Source organism: Hyphobacterium sp. CCMP332 (assembly GCA_014323545.1).
GTDB lineage: Bacteria > Bacteroidota > Bacteroidia > Cytophagales > CCMP332 > CCMP332.
Genome location: CP058647.1, coordinates 269,957 through 295,313, shown reverse-complemented (window position 1 = coordinate 295,313; position 25,357 = coordinate 269,957). Strand labels below are relative to the sequence as shown.

General features: G+C 37.4%; 26 protein-coding genes. 9 read left to right on the top strand and 17 right to left on the bottom strand.

The window, feature by feature from the left end:
* Positions 1 to 6 precede the first annotated feature (6 nt).
* The 4 genes from hslV to HZR84_01250 all read left to right on the top strand — a co-directional run bounded on the left by hslV (position 7) and on the right by HZR84_01250 (position 1,524).
* Positions 7 to 549 (top strand): ATP-dependent protease subunit HslV, encoded by a 543-nt coding sequence (gene hslV / locus HZR84_01265; protein ID QNL20635.1) that lies wholly within the window; start codon positions 7 to 9, stop codon positions 547 to 549.
* Positions 546 to 887, top strand: a complete 342-nt coding sequence (gene arsC / locus HZR84_01260) for an arsenate reductase (glutaredoxin) (protein QNL20634.1) — start codon at positions 546 to 548, stop codon at positions 885 to 887. The genes hslV and arsC overlap by 4 nt, the downstream gene beginning before the upstream one ends.
* A gap of 70 nt (positions 888 to 957) precedes the next feature.
* Positions 958 to 1,317: a four helix bundle protein gene (locus HZR84_01255; GenBank protein QNL20633.1), complete on the top strand. Its 360-nt coding sequence runs from the start codon at positions 958 to 960 to the stop codon at positions 1,315 to 1,317.
* A 54-nt stretch (positions 1,318 to 1,371) separates the two neighbouring features.
* On the top strand, positions 1,372 to 1,524 hold the full coding sequence (locus tag HZR84_01250; protein QNL20632.1) for a DUF1289 domain-containing protein: 153 nt from the start codon (positions 1,372 to 1,374) through the stop codon (positions 1,522 to 1,524).
* On the opposite strand, the gene HZR84_01245 is transcribed toward HZR84_01250, so the two are convergent.
* Positions 1,521 to 1,913, bottom strand: coding sequence for a DUF2721 domain-containing protein (locus tag HZR84_01245; protein QNL23153.1), 393 nt, complete (start codon positions 1,911 to 1,913; stop codon positions 1,521 to 1,523). The two genes, HZR84_01250 and HZR84_01245, sit on opposite strands and share 4 nt — an antisense overlap.
* 66 nt (positions 1,914 to 1,979) lie before the next feature.
* On the opposite strand from HZR84_01245, the gene HZR84_01240 reads away from it, so the two are divergent.
* Positions 1,980 to 2,870, top strand: a complete 891-nt coding sequence (locus HZR84_01240) for a TraB/GumN family protein (protein QNL20631.1) — start codon at positions 1,980 to 1,982, stop codon at positions 2,868 to 2,870.
* On the opposite strand, the gene HZR84_01235 is transcribed toward HZR84_01240, so the two are convergent.
* The 3 genes from HZR84_01235 to HZR84_01225 are packed head-to-tail and all read right to left on the bottom strand — an operon-like array spanning position 2,867 to position 7,097.
* Positions 2,867 to 4,072 (bottom strand): aspartate aminotransferase family protein, encoded by a 1,206-nt coding sequence (locus HZR84_01235; GenBank protein ID QNL23152.1) that lies wholly within the window; start codon positions 4,070 to 4,072, stop codon positions 2,867 to 2,869. The two genes, HZR84_01240 and HZR84_01235, sit on opposite strands and share 4 nt — an antisense overlap.
* Positions 4,062 to 5,759, bottom strand: a complete 1,698-nt coding sequence (ggt, locus tag HZR84_01230; protein QNL20630.1) for a gamma-glutamyltransferase — start codon at positions 5,757 to 5,759, stop codon at positions 4,062 to 4,064. The genes HZR84_01235 and ggt overlap by 11 nt, the downstream gene beginning before the upstream one ends.
* A gap of 3 nt (positions 5,760 to 5,762) precedes the next feature.
* Entirely contained in the window at positions 5,763 to 7,097 is a 1,335-nt protein-coding gene (locus tag HZR84_01225) for a PhoH family protein (protein ID QNL20629.1), read from the bottom strand.
* 147 nt (positions 7,098 to 7,244) lie between these two features.
* On the opposite strand from HZR84_01225, the gene HZR84_01220 reads away from it, so the two are divergent.
* A complete protein-coding gene (locus tag HZR84_01220; protein QNL20628.1) occupies positions 7,245 to 8,126 on the top strand; it encodes an amidinotransferase in 882 nt (293 codons plus the stop codon).
* Here HZR84_01220 and HZR84_01215 read toward each other — a convergent pair.
* The 5 genes from HZR84_01215 to HZR84_01195 form a co-directional block, all read right to left on the bottom strand.
* The gene (locus HZR84_01215) at positions 8,123 to 9,046 is read right to left on the bottom strand and encodes an L-lactate dehydrogenase (protein ID QNL20627.1); all 924 of its coding nucleotides are present in this window, start codon (positions 9,044 to 9,046) and stop codon (positions 8,123 to 8,125) included. The two genes, HZR84_01220 and HZR84_01215, sit on opposite strands and share 4 nt — an antisense overlap.
* A 45-nt stretch (positions 9,047 to 9,091) precedes the next feature.
* A complete protein-coding gene (locus HZR84_01210) occupies positions 9,092 to 9,880 on the bottom strand; it encodes an ABC transporter ATP-binding protein (GenBank protein QNL20626.1) in 789 nt (262 codons plus the stop codon).
* Positions 9,880 to 10,794: a zinc ABC transporter substrate-binding protein gene (locus HZR84_01205; GenBank protein ID QNL20625.1), complete on the bottom strand. Its 915-nt coding sequence runs from the start codon at positions 10,792 to 10,794 to the stop codon at positions 9,880 to 9,882. Before HZR84_01205 ends, HZR84_01210 begins: the two co-directional genes overlap by 1 nt.
* The gene (locus tag HZR84_01200; GenBank protein ID QNL20624.1) at positions 10,794 to 11,453 is read right to left on the bottom strand and encodes a metal-dependent transcriptional regulator; all 660 of its coding nucleotides are present in this window, start codon (positions 11,451 to 11,453) and stop codon (positions 10,794 to 10,796) included. The genes HZR84_01205 and HZR84_01200 overlap by 1 nt, the downstream gene beginning before the upstream one ends.
* A 95-nt stretch (positions 11,454 to 11,548) precedes the next feature.
* Positions 11,549 to 12,652 (bottom strand): hypothetical protein, encoded by a 1,104-nt coding sequence (locus tag HZR84_01195; protein ID QNL20623.1) that lies wholly within the window; start codon positions 12,650 to 12,652, stop codon positions 11,549 to 11,551.
* An 11-nt stretch (positions 12,653 to 12,663) separates the two neighbouring features.
* Here HZR84_01195 and HZR84_01190 point away from each other — a divergent pair, with 11 nt between their 5' ends.
* Positions 12,664 to 13,479, top strand: a complete 816-nt coding sequence (locus tag HZR84_01190) for a 2,3,4,5-tetrahydropyridine-2,6-dicarboxylate N-succinyltransferase (protein ID QNL23151.1) — start codon at positions 12,664 to 12,666, stop codon at positions 13,477 to 13,479.
* Positions 13,479 to 13,874, top strand: a complete 396-nt coding sequence (locus tag HZR84_01185) for an acyl-CoA thioesterase (protein QNL23150.1) — start codon at positions 13,479 to 13,481, stop codon at positions 13,872 to 13,874. Before HZR84_01190 ends, HZR84_01185 begins: the two co-directional genes overlap by 1 nt.
* Positions 13,875 to 13,876: 2 nt before the next feature.
* Here the strand turns inward: HZR84_01185 and HZR84_01180 are convergent, their stop codons facing one another.
* Positions 13,877 to 14,764, bottom strand: a complete 888-nt coding sequence (locus tag HZR84_01180; GenBank protein ID QNL20622.1) for a 3-hydroxybutyryl-CoA dehydrogenase — start codon at positions 14,762 to 14,764, stop codon at positions 13,877 to 13,879.
* A gap of 160 nt (positions 14,765 to 14,924) precedes the next feature.
* Between HZR84_01180 and HZR84_01175 the strand changes: the two genes are divergently transcribed.
* On the top strand, positions 14,925 to 15,848 hold the full coding sequence (locus HZR84_01175) for a T9SS type A sorting domain-containing protein (protein QNL20621.1): 924 nt from the start codon (positions 14,925 to 14,927) through the stop codon (positions 15,846 to 15,848).
* 48 nt (positions 15,849 to 15,896) lie between these two features.
* On the opposite strand, the gene HZR84_01170 is transcribed toward HZR84_01175, so the two are convergent.
* From HZR84_01170 to HZR84_01140, 7 genes are all read right to left on the bottom strand, one after another.
* The gene (locus HZR84_01170; GenBank protein QNL20620.1) at positions 15,897 to 18,119 is read right to left on the bottom strand and encodes an amino acid permease; all 2,223 of its coding nucleotides are present in this window, start codon (positions 18,117 to 18,119) and stop codon (positions 15,897 to 15,899) included.
* A gap of 7 nt (positions 18,120 to 18,126) precedes the next feature.
* Positions 18,127 to 21,657 carry a chromosome segregation protein SMC gene (smc, locus tag HZR84_01165; protein ID QNL20619.1) on the bottom strand — a complete coding sequence of 1,177 codons (3,531 nt, stop codon included), beginning with the start codon at positions 21,655 to 21,657 and terminating at the stop codon, positions 18,127 to 18,129.
* Between the two features lie 84 nt (positions 21,658 to 21,741).
* A complete protein-coding gene (locus tag HZR84_01160) occupies positions 21,742 to 22,155 on the bottom strand; it encodes a hypothetical protein (protein ID QNL20618.1) in 414 nt (137 codons plus the stop codon).
* 107 nt (positions 22,156 to 22,262) lie between these two features.
* On the bottom strand, positions 22,263 to 22,895 hold the full coding sequence (locus HZR84_01155) for a class I SAM-dependent methyltransferase (GenBank protein QNL20617.1): 633 nt from the start codon (positions 22,893 to 22,895) through the stop codon (positions 22,263 to 22,265).
* Complete coding sequence (locus HZR84_01150; GenBank protein QNL20616.1) at positions 22,896 to 23,729, bottom strand: hypothetical protein; 834 nt, start codon at positions 23,727 to 23,729, stop codon at positions 22,896 to 22,898. It lies immediately after the preceding gene.
* A 1-nt stretch (position 23,730) separates the two neighbouring features.
* The gene (locus tag HZR84_01145; protein ID QNL20615.1) at positions 23,731 to 24,918 is read right to left on the bottom strand and encodes a phosphoglycerate kinase; all 1,188 of its coding nucleotides are present in this window, start codon (positions 24,916 to 24,918) and stop codon (positions 23,731 to 23,733) included.
* 78 nt (positions 24,919 to 24,996) lie between these two features.
* Complete coding sequence (locus HZR84_01140) at positions 24,997 to 25,344, bottom strand: 4Fe-4S dicluster domain-containing protein (GenBank protein ID QNL20614.1); 348 nt, start codon at positions 25,342 to 25,344, stop codon at positions 24,997 to 24,999.
* Between the last annotated feature and the right edge of the window lie 13 nt (positions 25,345 to 25,357).

Below are 25,357 nucleotides of genomic sequence, written 5' to 3'. Positions count from 1 at the left end.
AAAAGAATGACGAATATTAAAGCAACGACCGTTGTAGCCGTAAAGCACAATGGGCAAATTGCAATGGGCGCCGATGGCCAGGCTACTTTCGGCAATACTGTAGCAAAAAGCAATGTGCGCAAAATAAGAAAGCTCTTTGACGGTAAAATTATGGTAGGCTTTGCCGGCTCCACCGCCGATGCTTTCACTCTGATGGAGCGTTTTGAAGAAAAACTCAATTCTTATGGTGGCAACATGAAACGCGCCGCTATAGAATTGGCCAAGGACTGGAGAATGGATCGCTATTTGAGGAGGTTGGAAGCAATGATGATCACCGCCGATGAAAATGAAATTTTAACAATTTCCGGAAATGGAGATGTAATCGAACCCGACGATGAAGTTACATCGATAGGAAGCGGTTCGATGTATGCTCTGGCAGCTGCAAGAGCATTAAAAAAGCACAGTCCCAAACTAAGTGCGGAGGAGATGGTTACCGAAAGTCTTCATATCGCTGCTGATATATGTATTTATACTAATCACAACATTATAATTGAAAAATTAGGTAAATGATTATTTATCACAATCCAAGATGTCGGAAAAGCAGAGAGACGCTTGAAATTATTAAAAGTGCCGGCTACAATCCGGAAGTGTATGAATATTTGAAAAATCCCCTAAGCAAAAATCAGTTGCAGGATTTGCTAAAAAAACTCAATAAATCTGCAGAAGAAATTGTCCGCAAAAATGAGGCTGAATTTAAGGAAAATTACAAGGGCAAAGATTTAAAGGAAAGCGATTATCTCAACATGATTGTAAAATTTCCAAAACTTCTGGAAAGACCCATTGTTGTAGATGAAAACAGGGCAATTATTGGTCGACCACCGGAAAATGTTTTATCATTGTTAAAATGATAGCTTATATTGGAGAGCTTTATTGTTAAAGAGTTGCGCAACGTTTAGGAATCCTTAATTTTATGGCGAAATGAAGTCCTATTCTGAATTAGAAGTTTATAAAAAAGCCTACCATCTGGCAGTAGTAATTCATGATCTTACAGGATTGTACGATGATGAAGAAGAATTTGAATCACTGGTAAACGAATTAAGAGCAGTAAGCAGAGCTGTGGTAGCTAGAATTTCAGATGCCTGGACCCATAGAAAGTTTATGTCTAATATTGAGATTCATCTTGCAAAAGCCGTGACTGAAATCAATCTGACAATTGATCTATTAAAGAAAGCGCATGACTCTGATATAATTTCTGAAAAAAGGTTTCAGCAAAAAGTTACAGAGTACCTGGCTATTCAACACGATCTTCATGAAATCATGGAGAAGGGATCTTTTTAGTGCAATCAAACAATTTCTCATTTTACTTATTATGTAATCAGCTAATCTGATTAAATGGATTCTCCGTGTATAAAAATTTGCAGCATTAACGAGAAAGGTTATTGCGCAGGTTGCAAAAGAAATATTGAAGAAATAGCCAACTGGATGTTTTACAGCAGGGAGGAACGTCAGAAAATTTCGGATTCACTAGAAAGACGAAAGATTTAAGTATCGTTTTCCATATCCTGCAATTCCAGATTCAGGGCATTGGTACTGATTTGGGTTTCATAGAGTGAAAAACCAAGAGAAATCACAAGTAAGACCAATGAAATACCGAAAAAATAATTGGCTTCCATTCCGCGGCTTGTGAATATCAATATCATTGTGATCACACAGAACAAAAAGCTTAAGATTCCGAATATCTGCATGTATTTAATGAGATAAAGTCGTCTTCTCAGATTAACAATTTGTTTTTCGATTCTAAAACGATTTGAATCTTTTTTGTGTCTTTCTCGTAGGCTTCTTATTAATGTGGCTATGGCAAGAAAACGATTGGTGTATGCTAGAAACAACAAGGTGATCGCCGGGAATAAAAGTGCCGGTATGGAATAATCTATAACCAAATTTTTTATTTTAGCTTTATATTCGCATTCAAAATTAATTAAACATTCAAGGCTTCCAATATGAAATCTGTAATTAAAAGTATTTCGGTTTTAATTCTTGCACTAATTGTTTTCTTTTCGAAAGGAATTGCCCAGGAGGTATACAATGAAAATGCACTCCTTTGGGAAATATCAGGCAAAGATCTTGAAAATCCATCTTATGTTTTTGCCATTCTAAAATTTATCCCTGCTGAAGATTTTGTTTTTCACAGTAATGCTGCCAAAGCATTTGACGCATGCGGAATTTTGGCTACAGAAACGCATTTAGACCATCATGCCAAACACGAATTGAACAAGGCTGCGCATCTTGAACATGGAAAAACGCTAAAGGACTACCTGAGTGAAGAATACTATGAAAAACTTGAAAAGTTATTTACTGAGAAACTTGGTGTTTCTAAAATGAAATTCGATTTGGTTTACAGAAAGTTTAAGCCCATCATGCTTTCTACAACCATCACGCGATTGGCACTTAACCACCCTATGAAATATTATGAACCCGAATTGTTGATAAAAGCACATGAAAAAAACATGGTTTCCATGGGGCTTGAAACAGTTGAAAGGGAAGTAGAGGCATTGGAGAGTTTTAAACTCGAAGATCAAATTATTGCTCTTAAACATACCCTTGATAATTTGGATCAGCAAAAACAAGACTATAACGCGGTAGTAAAGTCATTTCAGGAAGGTAATCTGCACAAGGTATTGGAGTTTACCATGCACCCTGTAGAAAACAATAAAGAATTTCGCCAAAATTTTATTATTGACAGAAATAAAGAATGGATTCCGAAAATGGTAGAGTACATGCACATGGCCCCAACCTTTTTCGCCGTAGGAGCAACTCATGTCGCTGACGAATCGGGTATTCTTCATTTGCTGGAAGAAGAAGGATATATCGTTAAGCCTATTAAGGACTAATTTCGCAAAACTTCTTTAATACAATTTCTGATTATTTCACCTCCTTTTTTCATTTCTTTGGAAGAAATATTTAAAGGTGGTGAAAGTCTGAAGGCATTTGGACAGGATAAAAACCAAAAGCTAAGAAGACCTCTGTCACGGCATTTTAGCACTATTTTATTGACCGTTTCCTTGTCTTTAAATTCAACAGCAAAAAATAACCCAATTCTACGTACTTCCACAATTTCCGGATGGTAAAGAAAGGATTCCAGTTGTTTTCCTTTTTCTTCAACTGAATCGAGGATTTTTTCATCCATTAGGCATTCGAGAAATGCCAGTGATGCAGCACAGCTAAGTGGATTCCCACCGAAAGTCGTGATATGACCCAGTGCAGGATCCTTAGTTAATGATGACATGATATTTTTGGATGCAGCAAAGGCACCAAGTGGCAATCCTGCGCCTAATGCTTTTCCCATAACTATGATATCAGGAATTATTCCGTAATGTTCAAAAGCAAATAGTTTTCCTGTTCTTCCCATTCCCACTTGAATTTCATCGAGAATGAGTAAAGCACCGCATTCGCTGCATTTTTCTCTAAGTGCCTGTATAAAACACAAATTAGGAATTCGCAATCCTGCATCGCCCTGAACGGTTTCCATGATCACACAGGCTGTTTGATTATCGATTAAATCGAGCTCGTCTATTTTATTAAACTCTATTTGGTATACCTCAGGAAGAAGTGGCCTGAATGCGAATTTTTTGTATTCATTGCCGGATACCGACAAAGAACCATGTGTGCTTCCATGGTAGGATTTTTTAAATGAAATGATTTTATGTCTTCCGGTGTATCTTTTAGCCAGCTTGAGTGCTCCTTCTACTGCTTCTGTGCCGGTAGAGGTAAAATAGACATTATCGATAGGGTCGGGTAGCAGTTGGCATAACTTTACCGCCAAATTTGCCTGACTTTTAATCGAAAATTCACCATAGACCATGACGAAAAGGTGTTTCTCAATTTGCTCTTTGAGGGCCTCTATTATTTTCGGATGTCGATGGCCAAGATTATTAACCGCTATCCCTGAGATAAAATCCAAATATTTTTTACCCTCGCTGTCCCAGATATAGCTTCCCTCGGCACGGTCAACCGAAATTTCAAAGGGCAGAGGACTTGTTTGTGCGACAAACTCGTGAAAATACTTTGAAACTAAGTTTTTATCAGTAGCCATTGGCATAATCGTCTCTTCTCGGATCAGCTCCGCATTCCCAAAATCCATCTGAATTTAACAATATAGCATCAACTCTGCCAATGGGGATTCTCTGTCTTAGGTTTTGGCCGGTTTTGACCAATTCAAGGCTGTCTGCAAAATTAAAAAAGCCCTCCTCGTAAAATAGGCTATCGGGTAGCCATTGATGATGAAAGCGCGGAAATTCTACAGATTCCTGCATGCTATAACCAAAGTCTATAACATTTAAAATATTTTGAAATACAGAGGTAATTATGGTAGAACCACCGGGAGTGCCTATGATCAAAAAGGGTTTATTGTTTTTTGTAAGAATTGTTGGTGTCATAGAGCTCAACATTCTCTTTTCGGGTATTATGGCGTTGGCTTCACCACCAATCAGCCCATAATTGTTTGGAAAGCCCGGTTTTATAGAAAAGTCATTCATTTCATTATTGAGCAAAAATCCACATCCATTGACCAAAAGTTTGCTACCGTAAGGACTGTTTAGCGTGGTGGTAATCGAAACAGCATTGCCATCTTTGTCTACAATTGAAAAATGAGTTGTTTCCTCGTTTTCATAAACCAATTCCAAACCGGGACTAATATTTGTCGAAGTTGTAGCTTTGTCTGTTTCAATATCTGCCGATCTCATTTCCAGATATTCATCGCTTAATAATTCATTAAGAGGTACAGGATGAAAATCCGCATCACCAAGGTATTTCGAACGGTCTGCATAAACACGCTTTTCTATTTCACAAATGGTATTGATCGTTCTGAAATCCCATCGTCCCCATTCTTTAAAGGGATATTTTTCTGCCATTTTGAGCAAACTTATGAGCGCCCATCCACCACTGCTCGGAGGGGGCATAGAATAAACCTCATAACCTTTGTATTCGCCCTTTATGGCTTCCCGCCATTTCGGTTGGTATTTTTGCAGATCCTCTTTCGAAATGATCCCCCTATAGTCATTCATTGTGGCAATTATGGAGTCGGCGATTTCTCCTTCGTAAAAGACCTTTTCACCTTTATTGGCAATTAGTTGCAATGTGGCAGCTAGTTTTTCATTGCGTAAAGAATCTCCTTCTTTCCAGTTTTCTTTCTTAGTTAAATAATTGATTCTTTTATTGGTTTTGACAATATCAGCCATGTATTTATTCATGTAGAATGTGGCATGGTAGCTAAGTATCCAACCATTTTGCGCCAATTTTATAGAAGGCTTTATAAGCTCGCTCCAGTCTTTTTTCCCGTATTTATTATGCAATTCCCAAATACCTTTCACCGAACCGGGCACTCCAACTGCTAAGGCACCCCTTGTGCTTAAATCCGGAATTACATTTCCCAACGAATCAAGATACATATTGCGATCTGCTTTTAATGGGGCCTTTTCTCTAAAATCCAATGTACCTGCATTTCCGCTGCTGTCGATAAAAACGGCAAAACCACCTCCACCTAAATTGCCGGCATATGGGAAAACAACGGCAAGAGCAAAATGTACGGCTACCGCGGCATCAAAGGCATTGCCTCCCGATTTTAGAACCTCAATTCCGATATTGCTGGCCAAAGGATGGGCACTTACAATTGCGGCATTCTTAAAAACTTTTGATGTGCTTTTAGCTTGATTTGGTGCTTCCTGCGTACAGGAAAAAAACAGAAATATTACACTGATAACCGATAAAAATCGATTTGCCATAAATCAAAGCAATTCATTGGCGAGATTCGCTAATTCGGATCTTTCACCTTTTTCAAGAGTAATGTGTGCATAAAGATCCTGATCTTTCATCCTGTCTATCAAATACGAAAGGCCATTGGACTGGGCATCCAGATAAGGGGTATCAATTTGTCTGATATCTCCTGTAAAAATGATCTTTGTATTTTCCCCGGCCCGCGTAATGATGGTTTTGATTTCATGCGGCGTCAGGTTTTGAGCTTCGTCGATTATAAATCCAATATTGGAAATACTCCTGCCCCGGATATAAGCTAAAGCATTGACCACCAGCTTTTCCGTATTCAGCATTTCATTGATGGCGATAAATTCTTTTTCTTTTTCTTTAAAATGACTCTGGATAAACTTGAGATTATCCCAAAGCGGCTCCATATAGGGGTTTATCTTACTTTTAATATCTCCGGGCAAAAAGCCTATGTCCTTATTGCTAAGGGGAACAATTGGCCTTGACAAATAGATCTGATTGAAATTTTTTCTTTGTTCCAATACTGATGCCAATGCCACCAATGTTTTTCCAGTACCCGCAACACCTGTCAGGGAAACCAATCGAATGTCTTGTTGGAGAATGGCGTGAATGGCAAAAGTCTGTTCTGCATTTTTGGCCTGAATTCCGTAAACGGTTTTTTTACCGATCTTATGAATGTTTTGATCCTGCCCATTGTAATAAGCCAATATTGAATTATTATCGCTCTTGATAATAAAGTATTGATTTTTTATTGGCTCTTCGTCAAAAAATTCGCGCCAATCTATCCTGGAGTTTCTGTATAGCTTATTGATCAGCTTTTGATCCATTCCTTCAACTACCTTTTTTCCAGTGTAGAGATCTGAAACTTCTTTAATTTTTCCGGTTTCGTAATCCTCAGCTGGAAGATCCAGCGATTTGGCTTTCACGCGCAGGTTAATATCCTTGGTCACCAGTATTACTCTGCAATCAGGTTGTTCTTCCTGAAGACCAAGTGCTGCACTCAGAATTTTGTGATCCGCTTTGTTCTCCGTGAAAATATTGCGTGTCCTGTCTTTGGAGTCACCCTTCATCAGGACCTTTAATCTTCCTTTTGTAGGCCCATTGAGCGAAATCCAGTCGCTTAGGTGATGGTTGGCAGCCAGCTCATCAATCCTTCTGATGAATTCCCTTGCTGAATAATTCTTTGTGTCACTGCCTTTTTTAAAATTATCGAGTTCTTCGAGAACTGTAATTGGAATGGCAATATCGTTTTCTTCAAAATTGTTAATTGAATCGTGATCGTATAAGATCACTGAAGTATCAAGAACAAATATTTTCTTAGGCTTTTTGCTCCCAGGCATAGGCTGATGTAATTCCGATCTATATAAAAAATGCTGCAATAGGCAGCAATGATTTTGAAGTTGAAAATTTGATAATTTATTCTTTGCTTTCCTAATCTAATTGTAAAATATAATGACATATTTTATATGACTCTGGCTAAAAAGTTAATGATGGTACGGCCTGCTTCTTTCGGATCAAATCCGGAGACCCTTCAGAACAATGCATTTCAAAAAAGTGATGTGATTGATTCAAAAAAAATACAAAGGGAAGCTTTGATTCAATTTGACGATATGTTTAATAAACTCCGGGAAAACAACTTTGACCTGTTAGTTCTTGACGAGCCTTTGGGGGATGCCTTACCGGATACAATTTTTCCCAACAACTGGTTCAGTACGCATCAACGCAGGGAGATCATTTTATACCCGATGTTTTCAGCATTGAGGAGAAAAGAACGACGACCAGAATTTATAGAAGCCATTAGCGATTCTTCAAATTATAATTTGTTATTGGACCTGAGTCAAAAAGAGAAGAATGGGGTTTTTCTTGAGGGAACGGGCAGCGTGGTATTTGATCATAATTCTCGGTTGGCATTTTGCTGTGAATCGCCTAGAAGTAATGAATCGCTCTTTTTTGAATTGGTCGAACATTTAAATTATAGGGGATTCTATTTTAAGGCTATTGATAAAAATGGTGTCCCAATCTATCATAGCAATGTAATGATGGCCGTAGGCGTTAGGAAAACGGTGGTCTGCTTAGATGCCATTGATAAAAACGATCGGGATCAAATGATTGCTTTGTTAAAAGAAGGCCGTAAAGACATTATTTCAATTACATTGGAACAAATGCATCAGTATGCAGGCAATCTATTACTGGCCAAAAATGATGATAATCAGGCTTTTTGGTTGATGTCAAAAACGGCTTTTGACTGTCTTGATCAAAGCCAAATAGATTCCTTAAAAGAAGATGGTGAAATTCTCTATTTCAACATTCCAGTAATTGAGAAATACGGTGGTGGTAGTGTTCGCTGTATGCTCGCTGAATTGTTTTAAAACATTTTCACCGAATTTATAGCATCAGAAATGACTCTTACACTTTTTTGAAGTGCCTTCGATTCCGAATCGGTCATTTTTAATTCTAATACGTCGATTACGCCTTTATTTGATACCATGGAAGGAAGAGATATGGCTATATCATTTATCCCATATGGTCCGGAAATAAGTGTTGAAAGGTTTATGATCCTTTTTTCGCCTCTTAAAATCCATTTTAAAAGTGTAGCAGTAACAAGGCCTATGGCGTGGTTTGTGGCACCCTTGCGTTTGATGATTTCATAGGCAGCCCTTCGCACTCTTTCACCAATCTCGGATTCATATTCGCTATTCCAATCTTTCCATTCGCGTAGAGGAATTCCACCAATCATTGCTCTCGACCAAAGAACAACTTCTGAATCACCGTGCTCTCCAATGACCTGAGCATGGACACTTTTGGGTTCCAAAGCCAATTTTTTACCAATCATTTCTCTTAACCTTGCAGTATCGAGCATGGTTCCTGTACCGATGACCTGTCCGGGTGGAAGTTTAGTATATTTTTGATAAAAGTAAGTTAGGATGTCTACGGGATTGGCCACTATAATTAGAATACCTTTGAATCCTTTGAGTTTTGCCGATATGTTTTTAACAATTTTTATGTTTTCTTTTAACAGGTCAAGACGACTCTCATCGGGCTTTCCTCCACGTCCTGCAGTAATTACGATGGCCTTGCAATTTAACATCTCTTCTATTTCTACGGCCCTAACTTCAGCGGAAGAGTAAAATGGAGAACCGTGATTAAAATCCATCGCCTCGCCTTCGGCAATTTCTTTGCGCGCATCGTTTAATAACAATTCACGGCATATTCCCTTGTGTAAAATAGAACTCGCAACACCGGTGCCAACCCAACCCATTCCTATTATCCCAATTGAGACATCATTCATATTTCTACTTTATTTTGAGTGCATTTTGGATATTCTAAGGCAATATTAAGATTCTCTGGATGGGAAATCCTGTTTTTTCATGATATCGGTAAGGGAACTTAAAATTGTCAGTTTACCGCCATATGTATCTGTCAGATTTTTAACATTGAAAGTTTTAGAAATTGGTCCTGAAGCAACTAGTCTTAGATTAAGCAAGATCAACCAGTCAAAATATTCGGCAACAGACTGGAGGTCATGGTGCACAACGACCAGAGTCTTTCCGTTTTTCACCATATTTCTCAACAATTCAATGATGGCACTTTCTGTAGCAGCGTCTACGCCGGCAAAGGGTTCATCCATAAAATAAATGTCAGCATCCTGTGCTATGGCTCTCGCTAGAAACACTCTTTGCTGTTGGCCGCCCGAAAGCTGAGAAATTTGTCTTGTTGCATAGTTTTGCATGCCTACTTTTTCCAAAGCAATTTGAGCAATTTCCCTGTCGGCCTTGCGCGGTCTTTTCAAAAGACCAAGATGTCCATAGCGACCCATCAGCACAACATCAAAAACTGAAGCAGGAAAATCCCAGTCAACCGATTCTCTTTGTGGAACATAACTCACTTTTTTCCTTACATCATCGATGTCTTTATCAAATATTTTTATGTAACCACTGCTGATTGGAATGAGACCCATAATGGATTTTAACAAGGTGGATTTACCCGAACCGTTGGGTCCAAGAATTCCAATTATTTGTCCTTTCGGAACAGAAAAGTCAACCCCCCAGAGTACGGGTTTGCGATCGTAGCTGACGGTTAAGTCATGGACTTCAAGAATTGGATTTTGTGCTTGTATAATCATTATTTCAAAGCTTCAACTATTATTTTCACATTGGCTCTCACTGTGCCTATATAGCTTCCTTCCGGACTTCCGGCTTGACCCAGGGCATCTGAATAAAGATAGCCGCCAATTTTGAGAGGGTGTCCTTTTCGCATACAGCCTTCTACCACAGCATCAATAGACCGTCGCGATACAGATGTTTCAACAAAAACGGCGGGAATTTTATTCTCCACAAGAAAATTTACGAGTTTAGTAATATCTTTTATTCCGGCTTCACTCAATGTGGATATTCCCTGTAATCCACGTACCTCAATATTATAGGCACGGCCAAAATATTCAAATGCATCATGAGCGGTAACAAGAACTTTATTTTTATGTGGAATTGAATTGATAGAATCTTTTACAGCATTGTGTAAATATTTTAATTGGAGGACATAATTATCGCGATTGTTCAGGATTTCATTGCTAAAATGCAGTGTGTCTGCCAAATGGCCACCCAAATTATAAACTGCCTTCGACCAAAGCGACACATCAAACCAAATATGGGGGTCATAATTTCCTGAAAATCCTTCTGCCTGAATAAAATCATCTTTATCAAGCATTTCTTCCATTGAGTAAACAGTCTTTCTTTCTTTTAATCGTTCAAGAATTTCAACCATTTTACCCTCGAGATGCAGTCCGTTATAAACTACAATATCCGCATTGTTTAATCTTTGCAAATCGCCCTGAGTCGCTTTGTACAAATGTGGATCGACACCCGGGCCCATTAAACTTGTAATTTCAGCATTGGTATCGAGTAAATTGATAAGCGCATCACCGATAATTCCGGTTGTGGCCACAATACGGACTTTTCCCTGCTTTTCAGAGGAATTTGTCGAAGTACAGGCTATTGTGATAAGCAGCAATAACACATAAAACATCAAATTTTTTCTCATCAATAATTTACCATTAGATTTTGTGCTATTTGTGCTGAAATAATTATTGGGCTGTGATTATTGATGCTGACTTCATATGAATTGTCAAATTCGACGATCTCAATTACCTTGACTTTCACTCCAAGTTTAATATGAATCTTGTCCAGGTATTTGAGGAAAACACTAGAAGTTTCTCCCAATCCCACTACTGAAGCCATTTCTCCGGGTTTCAGTTCAGACAAGGGAAATTTTTGAAGTTCAGGGAATGAACCCGAATCATCGGGAATGGGATCGCCATGAGGATCAAATTTTGGCTGACCCAAAAACTCGTCCAGTCTTTTTATCAATAGAGGAGAACGGATGTGTTCCAATTGCTCAGCTACTTCATGAACTTCATCCCAATTAAATTTTAATTTATCAACCAAAAACACTTCCCAAAGCCGATGTTTTCTTATCACTCTTATGGCGGCCTCCTGGCCTTCGGTATTTATTTTTACACCCTGGTATTTTTTGTAATTGATCAGCTTTTTATTTGAAAGTTTTCTCAGCATGTCACTTACAGATGCCGGCTTTGTGTCCATGGCATCGGCTATTGCATTGGTGCTCACAGCCTGATGCCCCTGCTGTGACAAATGAAAAATGGCCTTGAGATAATTCTCTTCTGTAAGACTGAGTTTCATAGTATAAATTTAGACAAATCTAAAAATAATATTTGAATAAATAAACTAATATTTAAATTTATAAAGCATTGTAATACAGGTAAATATGATAAAAGTTAAGAGGAGTCTAAAACCGTGTTTAAAAAATTTAACTTGATCTTTTCACTATTCCATAGGGCGGATTCATCTTTAAAATCTGAATGGATTTTTAATTTTATGGCTTCGATGACTGATGTATCCGGAGAAGAATTAAAATCAAAATGAATGAGGGGTGCTTTTGGATTACAGTTCTTTTTCCAATAGTTATTTTCACTGATGATCATTGGAATTCCATTTGCAAGCGCATCGTATAATTTAGTGGGGAATTTATTCCTGTTTTGTTCATTGACGTGATAAGGAGCAAGAAGAACATCCGATCTTTTATAGACTTCAATAATTTCGTAATTATCTACAGGGTTACTTTTTATTTCACCGCTTAACCAAGGGTAGGAAATTTTATTTAACCTTGAATAGACATCCTCTTTAGTGGCATGAATACATAGATTTAGCTGGGCTTTTTGCCCCAATTTATTAATTGAATCAACAAAATTAATGGCTTTAAAAATACCGGTGCTATGATGCGCAGTACCTGTAAATGCAAATCGGATATTATCCGGATTGAATATATTTCTCCGGATTTTTTCACCCTGGTATTTATTCTCCAATACCGTGTGTTTTGGACCAATAAAGGGGAGTTCATCTAAATAACATTTCTCAGCTAAAAAAAAATGGTCAATTTGCCTGCTCGCCTTTAGCTCAATATTTCTTATATAAGTTGCCAGTAAATGATTCAAGGGAAAGGGATATATGCCTAGCCTACTTACATTTAGACTGTGATTTTCACGAATATCATAAATAAGAAAACAGTCATTATTTTTTTTGTATTTAATTGCTGAATTTAAAAGTTCAAAAGTATTGACGATTAAAATTTCAGGTTTAATTCTATTGAGCAGTGCTAAGAATTTATAATTTGATTGCATTCTGCCCAAACTGATCCGCTTAAAATTAAAAATTGGATGAAATGAAATCTTATTATCACTTTGTTTATTGTTAGAACTAAAACCGGCAATATGTACATCGAGGTTTGGAAATTCTGCTAAAGATAAACCCAACTTTTTGTACATTCGCGGCTCATTAACCGGCTTTAAAACAGAAGCAATAAGGACTTTCTTTTTATCCATTGAATCGGCAAATTATGGAATTACAAAAACTAATTGAAACGGCCTGGGACAATAGAGAACTTCTCAAAGAAGATGAAACGATTGCTGGCATAGAAAAAGCAATTGAAATGCTCGATAAAGGCGAAATTCGTGTGGCAGAACCAGAGGGCGAGGACTGGAAGGTCAATGAGTGGGTAAAGAAAGCAGTTATCCTCTATTTTCCAATTCGCAAAATGGAAACCCTGGAATCAGGAATTTTCGAATTCCACGACAAGATTCCATTAAAGAAAAATTTTGCAGAATTAGGAATTCGGGTTGTACCTCATGCACTCGCCAGATACGGTGCTTATGTATCAAAAGGAGTAGTTATGATGCCTTCGTATGTAAATATTGGTGCCTTTGTGGATGAAGGTACTATGGTAGATACCTGGGCTACGGTGGGAAGTTGTGCGCAGATTGGAAAAAACGTACATCTGAGTGGTGGTGTTGGAATAGGAGGTGTTTTAGAACCTCTTCAGGCTTCACCGGTTATTATAGAGGATGGCGCATTTATAGGTTCAAGGTGTATAGTGGTAGAAGGTGTGCGCATAGGAAAGGAAGCGGTTTTAGGTGCAAATGTAAGCCTTACTAAAAGCTCTAAAATTATCGATGTCACAAAGTCAACACCTACTATCTACAAAGGCTTTGTTCCACCGCGATCTGTAGTCATTCCGGGTACCACAGTTAAAAAGTTTCCCGCAGGGGAATTCAATGTTCCTGCGGCCTTGATAATTGGTAAGCGAAATGCCGGAACTGATCTGAAAACATCATTAAATCAAGCATTGAGAGAAAACGATATCGCCGTATGATGACATTAATCACATCTAAAATTGCAATGGCAAAGGACCTCGGTATGCATGGCAATTTATTTGGAGGAAATATGCTTTCATGGATAGATGAAGCAGCCGCTACATTGGCTTCAAGGATTGTGCAAACCGCAAGTCTTGTGACGCTTAAAATGGAAGAAGTAGTTTTTAAAAAAGCTGTTAAACAGGGTTTTCAGATTTTAATTTATGGTGAGGTACATAAGATTGGAAGCACTTCAATTACCCTTTCCATTGAAGCTCGCAAGCACAATGTTTATTCAGGAGAAGAGGATGTAGTTTGTTCTACTAAAATAACTTTTGTTAAAATAGACGAACACGGTTCTGCAATACCGATATCACCTCATATTCGTAAAAAATGGGAAAATGGGGAAATTTAGGTTTATTTGAAATTCGCGGCGATGACCAATTCCTTGCCACCCATTGAATAATCATAAAAACCGGTACCCGATTTTATCCCGAGATTTCCGGATTGTACCATGTTGACCAATAATGGGCAAGGGGCGTATTTTGGATTGCCTAGACCTTCGTGTAATACCCTTAAAATAGAAAGACAAACATCCAATCCTATAAAGTCTGCCAGCTGTAATGGTCCCATGGGATGTGCCATGCCCAGTTTCATAACGGTATCAATTTCCTGAACTCCGGCCACACCCTCAAATAGTGTAATGATCGCCTCATTAATCATTGGCATTAAAATTCGGTTGGCCACAAATCCTGGATAATCATTTACCTCTACAGGTACTTTTTTTAAATTTTCAGAAAGTTCAAATACCGTTTTGGTAACCTGATCGGAAGTAGAATAGCCCCTGATTACCTCTACCAGTTTCATGACCGGCACCGGATTCATAAAATGCATACCAATTACCTTATCGGGTTTTGAGGTTACACTGGCAATTTTAGTTATGGAAATTGATGAGGTATTGGAAGCCAGTATGCAATCCTTTTTAGTATTCTCATCAAGGGTCTTGAAAATTTTTAATTTCAAATCCACATTCTCCGTGGCTGCTTCTACAACCAAGTCAGCATCGGCAACACCTTTTGGCAGATCCGTATTCATATTAACTCTGGCCAGAATACTTTTTTTGTCGTTTTCAGTAATGAGCTCTTTTTTGATTTGGCGTTCGAGATTTTTATTAATGTTGGCAATGCCCTTGTCCAATGAATCCTGACTTATGTCAATCAGATTGACATCATATCCGTTTTGAGCAAAAACATGTGCGATCCCATTTCCCATAGTACCTGCTCCAATTACTGCGATTTTTTTCATCCTTTTGAGTTTTGGTCACGCAAATTTAATGCTCAGAAATGCTTATCCAAATAATTTAATATTCACTTACTTTTTGAATTTTTATTGTATTAAGTAATAAAAAAGACCTATTATAAATCTAAAATTGCTTTAATTGGTTATAAATAGAAATATCTATACTATGAAAACAAAATTACTTTTACTCTTAACCTTAATTTCAATTCAATTTGTCTGGGCTCAATCTGTGACTATAAGTCCGGATAAAGATAATACCTTGTATGAATCCGCTAACGGTGATATCAGCAATGGCGCCGGTGATTATTTGTTTTTTGGGCAAACCAATCAAGGCGATTTAAGAAGGGCCCTAATATCTTTTGATATTGCATCAGCGCTTCAACCGGGAGATAGTGTCACCAATGTATTACTTCGATTTGAAGTCAGCAAGGTACCAAACAGCACAAGTAGAACCACAAATATTCATACATTAAGTACTGATTGGGGAGAAGGCAGCAGCAATGCAGGAGGAAACGAAGGTACCGGAACAGCAGCAAGTACGGGAGATGCCACCTGGACCATGGCCTTTTTTGGTGGAACCAATCCCATTCCGTGGGCCAATGCCGGTGGAGATTTTAACCCAACTGCATCGGGTAGTGTCGATGTGACGGGTACAGGAGCTTATAGTGCTTCAAGTGCACAGATGATTGCCGATGTGCAGGACTGGTTAAATAATCCTTCCAATAACAATGGTTGGATATTAATTGGAGAGGAAGGCATAAATGCCAGTGCAAAACGCATCGATTCAAGGGAAAATTCATCCAACTCAATTTCCTTGCAAATTGATTTTTTAAGACCTGTGGCTCTAAATGCAAAATCCGATTTGATTAAAACTGTTTCTGTGTTTCCAAACCCTGTCAAATCAAGTTTTGAGATTAAGTCTAATATGAAAATTGAAAATGTTGAAGTGCTCGATTTAAATGGAAAAAGAAGAAAAGTATTGAATCCAAATTCTAAGCTTTTTGATATTTCAGATTTGGACCGGGGTATTTATTTGCTCAAAATGCAAATAGGAGATACAACCATAACTCAAAAATTGATTAAGAATTAAATTGCATAAAACGGCACAATTAACCCGAAACGCAAGTTTCGGGTTTTTTTATACTATTTGCTTTTGAGTATTGGTATTGACGAAGAGCACATCACCAATGGAATCGTAACCTTTAAAAACTTCTTCGGCCTCGTGTTTCACCATTTCAGTTCGAATTCCCAGAATGGTTAAATCGGCTTCGGCAGACTTTTCATTGACAATATTTTTTATTTCAATCTCTTCGGTTTTAGGTATAACCTCAATATTATTTGGTGAAATTGGCAACCTGCCTGTTTTGATCAATTCCATGATCTTATTTCTTTGATTGACTAGATCTTCTTTTGGATAAATGGCAAAGATTTTAATATCGCCCTTATGCCAATCCGGATGTCCTAAAATAATGTAGGACAACAAGATCATTAAACTCGCATTCTCAAAATCCTTTTGAGTAAGCCAAATGTGAATTTGTTTTCTAAAACCGAAATTTCTGTCAGAACTTCCGAGAATCATAACATCAAAATTGGTGGATTTCGTGAGTTGAAAGTTATCTACAATATCACTCAGATTATCGGGTTTATGTTTTGAAAACTCAAAGAGTATCATGTTATTTTCTTTGCCGGATATGCCCGGAAGTTGAATCACCTGGGCCACTGCCGAGGTATAGCTTGGACTGATCATTGTATCCAAGTAGATATTTGTTTTGTTGGCCTCTGCCATTTTTATGAGCTTGTTTAAAGACTCTCTTGCTTTAATATGTGTGTCTTTGGACAGATAACCATCAATTCTATGAATATAGGTTCCAAATCCAAATTTATAAGAAATCCAACCCAGCAATTCAAAAGCACCAAAACGTTTGAATGAGTCTTCTGAAATACATACTACTGAGGGTCTCCATGTATCAGCATCGGGATCTTTATGAGCCTTTTGCAGAAATACCTGAAGTTGGCGTGCTAATTGGAATATTACGGATTGAAATATTCTGTTTAATCCCTCTTTTTGACTTCTGGTATTCGATATTCCCAGATAAGTGAGTACCATAATAGCCAGGGATATTGTGGCGTAGGTGGCATTCATTTGAAACATCAGAAAAATACACAATACGGCTCCAACCAGGGATAAAAACCATTTCGATCTAAAGGAAGGCCGGTAGGAGGGATCACCAGCAAAATGTTCCAAAAATGAAATGGTACATATTGCTCCATAAGTCACCATGAAGAACATTGAAATGATCTCTGCCACAAAGTTGACATCACCGATCATAACGAAAAAGAAGGCAATAATTGAAGTGACGATTGCGGCGTTTCGCGGTTCTTTGCTTTGCGTTACAAATTTTGATAACCAGATATTGGCATCTGTGGATGGAAAAATTCTATCTGAAGCCAGAGCCTGCAAAGTTCTGGGTGCTACCATAATTGAACCCAGTGCTGAAGAAATGGTAGCTGCAGCGAGCCCAATAGGTATGATTGGTCCCCATATGGCAATATCGCTCATGATCAACTGATTCTGATCGAGTTCGTTAGGTGAGGCGGAGAGGTACAGTTTTATAGCAATAAAGAAATACATTATCATTCCAAAAATTGTTGCATACAACGTTCCTCTTGGAATTGATTTTTTGGGATCCTTTAAATCTCCGGATAGTCCCACACCGGCAGTCATACCGGTAAATGCTGGAAAACAGATGGCAAATACAAAAAAGAAATTATCCGGATCAGAAACCGTCTGCATCATATCCATTTCAGTAAAATCAACAGAACCGGCTGTTTTTCCTCCCATAAAAAACATAATAAGAGATGCTGCGAGAATGGTGACTACAAAATAGAGCGCTTTCACTCCAAGATCAGCACCCTTAATCAAAATGAGTGAAATCAATAATAGCAAAAAGGGAATGCTCACGATTCTGTAATCAAAAACGTAAATCGCGTATTCCTGTAATAAATAATGAAATACAGGTTCAAATGCCTGGGAAAATGCGATAATATAAAATGCTACACTTATCGCCTGAGATAAATAAAGTGCTATTCCAATTGCGGCACCTATGGTGATTCCAAATGACCTGGAGATAATATAGTATTCACCGCCACCTTCTACTTTCTGGTTTGTGGCAATTTCAGCAATGGCCATGGCCGTTGGAATTGTTACCAAATGACCAATAATGATAATTGCAAAAGTGCCGTATAAGCCAACATTTCCAACCGCATATCCAAATCTGAGGAACATGATTGCTCCGAGAATGGTAGAAACAGCTGTAAGAAATACAGGCGCCGTTCCAAAGCCTTTTTTAGTTTGACTCATAAAATAATCAGGTTAATTCTCTTAAGTCTACAGGAACGACTCTCGATACCCCATTTTCTACCATGGTAATCCCATAAATTATATCTGTACTTGCCATGGTTCTTTTATTATGTGTGACGATTATAAATTGAGATTCATTGGAAAACTCCCGAACAATATTATTGAATTTATCAATATTCGCATCATCCAAAGGCGCATCTACTTCGTCAAAAATACAAAAGGGAGCCGGTTTTAATAGATAAATTGCAAATAATAGGGAAGTGGCCGTAAGCGTCTTTTCTCCCCCCGACAATTGATTGATGGTTAGCGGGCGTTTGCCCTTGGGTTGCGCAAATATTTCAATGTCGGAATCCACAGGATCATCGGGGTTTATTAGTTTTAAATCACAGGAATCTTCTTCTGTAAAAAGCGTGCGAAATACCTTGTGAAAATTAACCCTTATTAGCTCAAATGCCTTTTCAAATGTTTCTCTAGCCACCATGTCAATCTCCGAGATGGTATTTAAGAGAGATTCCTTTGCTTTTATTAAATCTTCTTTTTGTTCTATTATAAAATCATATCGGTTTTTAATCTCCTCATAAGCTTCCAGCGCCATGGGATTAATAGGGCCTAATCGCTCGAGACGATCTTTTATTTTTTGAACTTCATTTAACAGCGCTTCTTTTTCTTCCTCATCAATGTTTTTATTGCCATCAATTTTGGCTATGTCAATTTCAATTTCAAACTCAACAGAAAGCCTCTCCTTGAGGGCGGTCATTGCCAGGTCTGTTTCATTTCTTTTTTCCTCAAGACTGTGGATAAATGAATCAATCACCTCTTTTTTTCTTTGAAATTCCCTGACTTGCTTCTCTATATCATCGATCAACGTTCTCAGCGCATAATAGGCTTTTTCCTTTTCATTAACCGTGTTTTCAAGGGATTCCTTTTGATCGTATAATTCAACGAGATCAGACTCCGCAGCATCGGTTTTACTGAGTAAGACTTTTATCTCTTCATTGGTTTTCTGAATATCACTTTGAGCTTTTTCTATTCTTTCCTTACTGTTTTCAAAATTGCCTTTTTTGTAATCGATATCCTGGGTCAGCGACTTTTCTTTATTCTGAAGCTGAATAAAAAAGATATTTGCTTCATTGTAAGCCTGAGAGGCTTCCGAAGAATTGGATTTTTCTTTCTCAAGTGCTTCTGCGGCAGATTTTAATTCCTGTTCTATATTTTCAAGTGCTATTTGACATTTTTCGAGTTTAGGCCCCTGTTCGAGTTTCGAAGATTCGATCTCTTCAATTTTAGCACGGATATCTTCTTTTTGACCTGAACTCGAAGCAATTAAATCTTCAAATTGCTCTTTCCTTGTTTTGATAGAAACCAGCTCTTGTTTGAGGTTATTCAAATAGTCCTGTTTTTCATCGATAATATGGTTTTTATCAGCCTTTTTGAGCTCCTCAAGGTCAAATTGCCGTTTTTTAAGTTTGGCTTCGGTCTCCTGATCTTTTATTTGAAGTTTTTGAATTTCATTTTTTAGTTTGACCAGATTTTTTTCCCTTCCAATCCTTTTGCCTTCAAAAAGTCCTACTGAACCGCCGGACAGACTAAACTTCCTTTTTACTGTTTTCCCATCTTTACTTATCCATACTACATCTTTATCTGATAATATACTGTTGTCAAATTTTTCAACGATATAGACATTATCAAGAAGGTATTGCACCAGTTTTTTATACTGCATATCGTATTCTACCAGTTCGGTAGCTGCGATGGCTGAATTAAAGATTTTTGGCTTTTGAGAAAGGTAATTGTCAAATTCAGAAAGGATAAAGAAATTGGCCTTTCCCTTACTGGCGTCGCTCAATAAATGAATAGCTTTTAATGCCTCGTCGAGACTGGCCACCACATAGTAATTCAGGTAGGGTTCAAGGTAATTTTCAATAGCCAACTTGTGGTTTTCATCTGTAGAAATAATATCGGAAAGCAGCGGTGACTTTTTTGCCCAATTGCCTGATTTTTTAAGAAATTTTATTGCCTCGGGAAAACCTTCCAGATTATCGACCAGTGATTTTGTGAGTTTGTACTCATTTTCCCTGGAGTCGATACTTCTTCGGACTTCGATATGTTTAGTTCGAATCTTTTCAATGTCGTTTTCCGCTGCTTCGATTTGTTTGACTACTTTGCTTTCATCGTCTTTCAGAACTGAAAGTTCTTTTTCTTTTTCCTTAATGTTGTTTTCGAGAATTGCGATCTTTTCTGAAAACATCTCAATGTCTTTTTCTTTGGCACCGCTGTCGGTATCTGCACGTTCTATTTGTTGTTTTAGTGATTCGAGCTGAATTTCATTGATTTCTATAGCTTTGGAAATTTGATAATATTCCTGTTGAGCATTGGTTTTGCTTTTTAGTAATTCATCGTATACAGTTTGCTTAGCTTCTGTTATTTCTTTTTGTTGATGATGTAATTTTTGGAGTTCCTCAACTTTCCTGGTATTGGCTTTCACCTCTTCAGCGATTTCTAAAAGTTCCTGTTCAAGACTTTTTATACTAAATGCGGCCCTTTCATTACTTTTTTTATCCGAGTCCAACTGTTCATTTAACCTTTCCAGATTGGAATTGAGATATCTGAGCCTTTCGTTTTTGATATTTTTTTCGCTCTCGTAATTTCTGATTTTTTCTACATGCTCATTTAACGATTTCTGTGCTGAGGAGAGTTCTTTTTCTTTGGTAATTAGATTTTTCTTTTCCTCTTCAATTTTTGAGTCCTGCTTCTGAATTTTACTTTGTATATCACTTCTTTGATCCTTTTCGGATTGTATTTGTGCCTTGTATTTATCCAGCGTTTGTTTGTGAGAACTCATGCTGATTTGGGCGAGCTCAATACTTTTGCTTTTATAATCTGATTTTAATTCCTGATATTTCTGAGCTTGTTTAGCCTGTTTTTCCAGGCTTTTCATATTTTTTTCAATCTCAAAAAGAAGATCTTCCACACGTTCAAGATCCTTATCAGTGTCCTCGAGTTTTTTAAGGGTTTGTCGTTTTCTAACCTTGAATTTTGAAATACCTGCAGCCTCTTCAAACAGATTTTTTCTTGCTCCATCCTTATTTTGAAGAATATCATCGACCATTTTAAGCTCAATTATGGCGTAGGAATCAGATCCGATGCCTGTGTCCATAAAAAGATTGGTAATATCCTTTAAGCGACATTGAACTCCATTTAATAAGTACTCACTATCACCCGAGCGATAGTATCTCCTGGTAATGGTTACCTGAGAATACTCAGTAGGTAGAATGTTTTTAGTATTGTTAAATGTAAGGGAGACCTCTGCCATTTGCATGGCCTTTCGCTTTTTGGTGCCATTAAAAATGACATTTTCCATTTTGTCTGAGCGCAATGTTCTGGATTTTTGCTCACCAAGCACCCATCTTATGGCATCAACGATATTTGACTTGCCACAACCGTTGGGGCCCACTACACCAGTGATACCCTTGTCAAAATTTATAATAATCTTATCACCAAAACTCTTAAAGCCTTTGGCTTCCAGTCGTGTAATCTCCATATATTAGATTGCAATGGAGCGAAATTAGCATTTTTGGTAAAAAGGAATCCCCGGAAAAGGGGTTATTTTATAAGATGTGGATAACTATTCGGCAATTAGGTCAAATGCTTCTCTTTTTATGGAATCAACATCCAAACCGAGTTTCAAACCGTCTTCTATAGCACGGATAAGTACAGTAACAATAATTTTCTTGAATCCAAGTCGGATGGCAACTTCTACACAATAGTCCAGCTCCTTTTGATATAATTTGCCATCGATCATCATCATCTGTACAACATTAAAGAGGTATTCGAACTGATCCTCCTCATTGTCAGGTACAACGATGTCGATATCTTCAGCCCGGTCTATTAATTGATCAATTTGCTTAGCATTGAGGCCACTTTTAAAACCAATCTTATATACAAGATCTTTCTCGGTCTGATCAAAGTGATCATCGATTTTAGCCAAATACACCAAGTTACTCAGGTGTTTATCAATCAAGGTTTGCTTGTCAAGCATGTTTGCTGTATTAGTTATATACAAAAGAACTAAATTTTTTTAAATCAGGTTCTCACCTGAAAGTTTATATCATATATAGATTTTCTTTTTTATATAAATGTAACCGACTAAATCGGAATTTTTTTCAATTTTATACTAAATATAAGCTCTTTAGGGCTTAAATAGCTATTTTCCTGTTTCCATTTCTTTAAATCGATAAAATTTCTTGTATCAAATAGAGTTAATACAGGGATATTTGTGCTTATTCTAAAAAAAATATACATGCTTTTTATAAGCAAAATATTTGATTTTCGGTATGTTTTTGAGTTAAAATCGGTGATGATTAATGAGCCCTGTTCTGCAAGCATGGAATGACATTTATCTAGAATTAAAGGTATATCATTGAATTTTTGACTATCCAGAAAAAAGGGCAATGCGATTACATCGTATTTCACTGATGAGCCAAAATTTTTAAAATCTTTTTTTTCTATTCGGATTTTATCTGCCAGATTCAGATTATCGCGTCTTTTTCTGCTTTTTTCACACATTTTGGCACTTTTATCAATACAGTTTATGCATTTAAATTTACTTGTGTCAATGTGTTCAAGAAATTCCGAACTTCCACATCCAACAACCAATAATTTACTCTCCTGACTGACTCCGTTTAAATGGATGCATTCGGCTTTTATCAAAGATTGGCCAAATACAATTTTTTTAAGTAGATCATAAAAGGGAGCAATTATACCGTAGTTATTCGTCATTTATAGCCAAAATAGAACAATTGGAATTAAAAATATTCCGTCTCCAAGGCTTCGGTAAAGGTCGGTGGAAATAAGTAGTTGTGATTTTCTAAAAGAAAGAAATAGAATAAACAGCATTGTCAACAGTAATAGTCCGATAAGCGTATGCTCACTGAGGGATATAAAATACAGACACAAAAACAAACAAAAAAGTGCTGCTATTTTAATGCTTTGACTGATTTTATAAGGACTCCAGTACAAACTGATGCTTGTAAACCGATCTTCCATATCGGCTTCTCGTTCTATAGTGCTAAAAAATAAAAGATTGATAAGGGCTAATAAAAATAATATAACTAATGCCAGATAGGCATCAGGGGAAATATATTTTGCAGAAATAAATGGGCTTAAAGCAATGCCAAGTGAGTATCCTAAAGCCACACGCATTTCCTTGCCAAACAGGAAGAAATAATCTTTGGAGAAGTGATTTAATATTTGATGTACAACTACAAAAATCATTAAAGATAGTCCTGCAATAATGATTTCCATAGGAAAATAAAACAAAGTAAAGGCAGCGTTAATCAAAATGGCCAGCAAGGCAATTAAGCTTATGAAAGTGAAATGCTTCTGATGGAATCGATGTCTGAAAGAAACAGCTTCTTTTTTAATCAATTTGGCATCAACAAGATGATCGAGGGTGTAAATCAACCAAACACTAAGTCCTAATACCAAATCATAATGCCAAATTGAATTTAAATCTAAGATGATATATAAAAGCTTAGAGCAAGCTACTGCACCAATCGCAATGTCGATACTCAAGGCATTTATGTACCTTAAAAACTTTGTATAAATATTCAAATTATTGGTCTAAAGCCAGTATCCCTGGAAGCTCTTTTCCTTCGAAATATTCCAATAAAGCACCTCCTCCGGTAGAAACGAAAGATACTTTATCACCATATCCCAATTGATTGACAGCAGCAGCAGAATCCCCTCCACCTATTAGTGAAAATGCACCTTTCGCACTGGCAGCCGCTATTGCCTTGGCAATTTCTTTAGTTCCTTTGCTGAAATTATCCATTTCAAAAACACCCATTGGTCCATTCCATAATATGGTTTTTGCTGAAGATATAGTTTCAGAATATGTTTTTATGGCTTGTGGCCCGATATCCAGACCCATATAGCCATCTTTGATTTCATGGCTATTGCAAATCATCGTATTGGCATCATTATCAAATGCATCGGCTGCCACAGAGTCCATTGGTAACAATATCGATACACCCTTATCTTTACTTTTGCCTATCAGTTCTTTCGCAAGCGGGATTTTGTCCTCTTCGCAAAGGGAATTTCCAATTTTCCCACCCTGTGCATTAATAAATGTATAGGACATACCTCCACCGATGATAAGGTAATCTACCTTATCCAGAAGCTTTTCAATAATTAATATTTTATCAGAAATCTTTGCACCCCCCATGATTGCTACGAATGGTCTTTCGGTGTGTTCCAACACTTTTTTTGCATTCTCAATTTCAGCCTGTATTAGATAGCCCGCTGCTTTTTCTTCAAAAAATTCCGCAATGGTTGTGGTACTTGCATGGGCCCGATGAGCGGTTCCAAAAGCATCATTGACATAGGCATCGCCAAGAGAAGCTAACTGTTTTGCAAAATTGGTATCGCCTTTGGTTTCCTCCTTGTAGAAGCGGACATTTTCAAGAAGTAATACTTCTCCGCTATTGAGCTTTTCAGATAGTTCTTTTGCACTTTTTCCGATACAATCATCGGCAAATTGTACTTCAAGCCCCAGAGCTTTGTTCAAATTTGGAATGATATGTTTCAAGGAAAATTTAGCTTCCGGTCCCTGTTTCGGTCTTCCGAGATGAGACATAAGTATAACAGCTCCACCCTCATTAAGGATTTTTTTGATACTAGGTATGGCTGAATTAATTCTTGTTTCATCGCTTACCTTTTGATTTGAATCCAGAGGGACATTGAAGTCCACTCGCATTAATACTTTTTTTCCTGAAAATGATATGTCGTCGATTGTTTTCATAAATAGTGCTTATTCTGCAAAAATGAAAAATCCTTCCCAATAGAGAAGGATTTATAATTGCTTTGTTTAATTCAAATATTATTCACCGTGCATCCATGCTTTTTTGGCGAGTAGTTCTTCCTCCGATTCTCTTGCTTCGGGATCGTCAACACAACAATCTACAGGACAAACAGCCGCGCACTGTGGCTCTTCATGGAATCCCATGCATTCAGTACATTTATCGGTTACGATATAGTAAAATTCATCCGATTTTGGCTCCATCATTGTGCCCGCATCCATATTGCTACCATCTTCTAATTCTATTTCCTTTAGTTCTGTTCCGCCGGAAAAACTCCATTCTACACCTCCTTCATAAATTGCAGTATTTGGGCACTCGGGTTCACAAGCGCCACAATTGATGCATTCATCGGTTATCATTATAGCCATAGCATTCCAATTT

What these genes read in the sequence shown, in the direction of transcription:
- hslV (QNL20635.1), top strand. Translation starts at nt 7, where the DNA reads ATGACGAATATTAAAGCAACGACCGTTGTAGCCGTAAAGCACAATGGG.
- arsC (QNL20634.1), top strand. Translation starts at nt 546, where the DNA reads ATGATTATTTATCACAATCCAAGATGTCGGAAAAGCAGAGAGACGCTT.
- HZR84_01255 (QNL20633.1), top strand. Translation starts at nt 958, where the DNA reads ATGAAGTCCTATTCTGAATTAGAAGTTTATAAAAAAGCCTACCATCTG.
- HZR84_01250 (QNL20632.1), top strand. Translation starts at nt 1,372, where the DNA reads ATGGATTCTCCGTGTATAAAAATTTGCAGCATTAACGAGAAAGGTTAT.
- HZR84_01240 (QNL20631.1), top strand. Translation starts at nt 1,980, where the DNA reads ATGAAATCTGTAATTAAAAGTATTTCGGTTTTAATTCTTGCACTAATT.
- HZR84_01235 (QNL23152.1), bottom strand. Translation starts at nt 4,072, where the DNA reads ATGGCTACTGATAAAAACTTAGTTTCAAAGTATTTTCACGAGTTTGTC.
- ggt (QNL20630.1), bottom strand. Translation starts at nt 5,759, where the DNA reads ATGGCAAATCGATTTTTATCGGTTATCAGTGTAATATTTCTGTTTTTT.
- HZR84_01225 (QNL20629.1), bottom strand. Translation starts at nt 7,097, where the DNA reads ATGCCTGGGAGCAAAAAGCCTAAGAAAATATTTGTTCTTGATACTTCA.
- HZR84_01220 (QNL20628.1), top strand. Translation starts at nt 7,245, where the DNA reads ATGATGGTACGGCCTGCTTCTTTCGGATCAAATCCGGAGACCCTTCAG.
- HZR84_01215 (QNL20627.1), bottom strand. Translation starts at nt 9,046, where the DNA reads ATGAATGATGTCTCAATTGGGATAATAGGAATGGGTTGGGTTGGCACC.
- HZR84_01210 (QNL20626.1), bottom strand. Translation starts at nt 9,880, where the DNA reads ATGATTATACAAGCACAAAATCCAATTCTTGAAGTCCATGACTTAACC.
- HZR84_01205 (QNL20625.1), bottom strand. Translation starts at nt 10,794, where the DNA reads ATGAGAAAAAATTTGATGTTTTATGTGTTATTGCTGCTTATCACAATA.
- HZR84_01200 (QNL20624.1), bottom strand. Translation starts at nt 11,453, where the DNA reads ATGAAACTCAGTCTTACAGAAGAGAATTATCTCAAGGCCATTTTTCAT.
- HZR84_01195 (QNL20623.1), bottom strand. Translation starts at nt 12,652, where the DNA reads ATGGATAAAAAGAAAGTCCTTATTGCTTCTGTTTTAAAGCCGGTTAAT.
- HZR84_01185 (QNL23150.1), top strand. Translation starts at nt 13,479, where the DNA reads ATGACATTAATCACATCTAAAATTGCAATGGCAAAGGACCTCGGTATG.
- HZR84_01180 (QNL20622.1), bottom strand. Translation starts at nt 14,764, where the DNA reads ATGAAAAAAATCGCAGTAATTGGAGCAGGTACTATGGGAAATGGGATC.
- HZR84_01175 (QNL20621.1), top strand. Translation starts at nt 14,925, where the DNA reads ATGAAAACAAAATTACTTTTACTCTTAACCTTAATTTCAATTCAATTT.
- HZR84_01170 (QNL20620.1), bottom strand. Translation starts at nt 18,119, where the DNA reads ATGAGTCAAACTAAAAAAGGCTTTGGAACGGCGCCTGTATTTCTTACA.
- smc (QNL20619.1), bottom strand. Translation starts at nt 21,657, where the DNA reads ATGGAGATTACACGACTGGAAGCCAAAGGCTTTAAGAGTTTTGGTGAT.
- HZR84_01160 (QNL20618.1), bottom strand. Translation starts at nt 22,155, where the DNA reads ATGCTTGACAAGCAAACCTTGATTGATAAACACCTGAGTAACTTGGTG.
- HZR84_01155 (QNL20617.1), bottom strand. Translation starts at nt 22,895, where the DNA reads ATGACGAATAACTACGGTATAATTGCTCCCTTTTATGATCTACTTAAA.
- HZR84_01145 (QNL20615.1), bottom strand. Translation starts at nt 24,918, where the DNA reads ATGAAAACAATCGACGACATATCATTTTCAGGAAAAAAAGTATTAATG.
- HZR84_01140 (QNL20614.1), bottom strand. Translation starts at nt 25,344, where the DNA reads ATGGCTATAATGATAACCGATGAATGCATCAATTGTGGCGCTTGTGAA.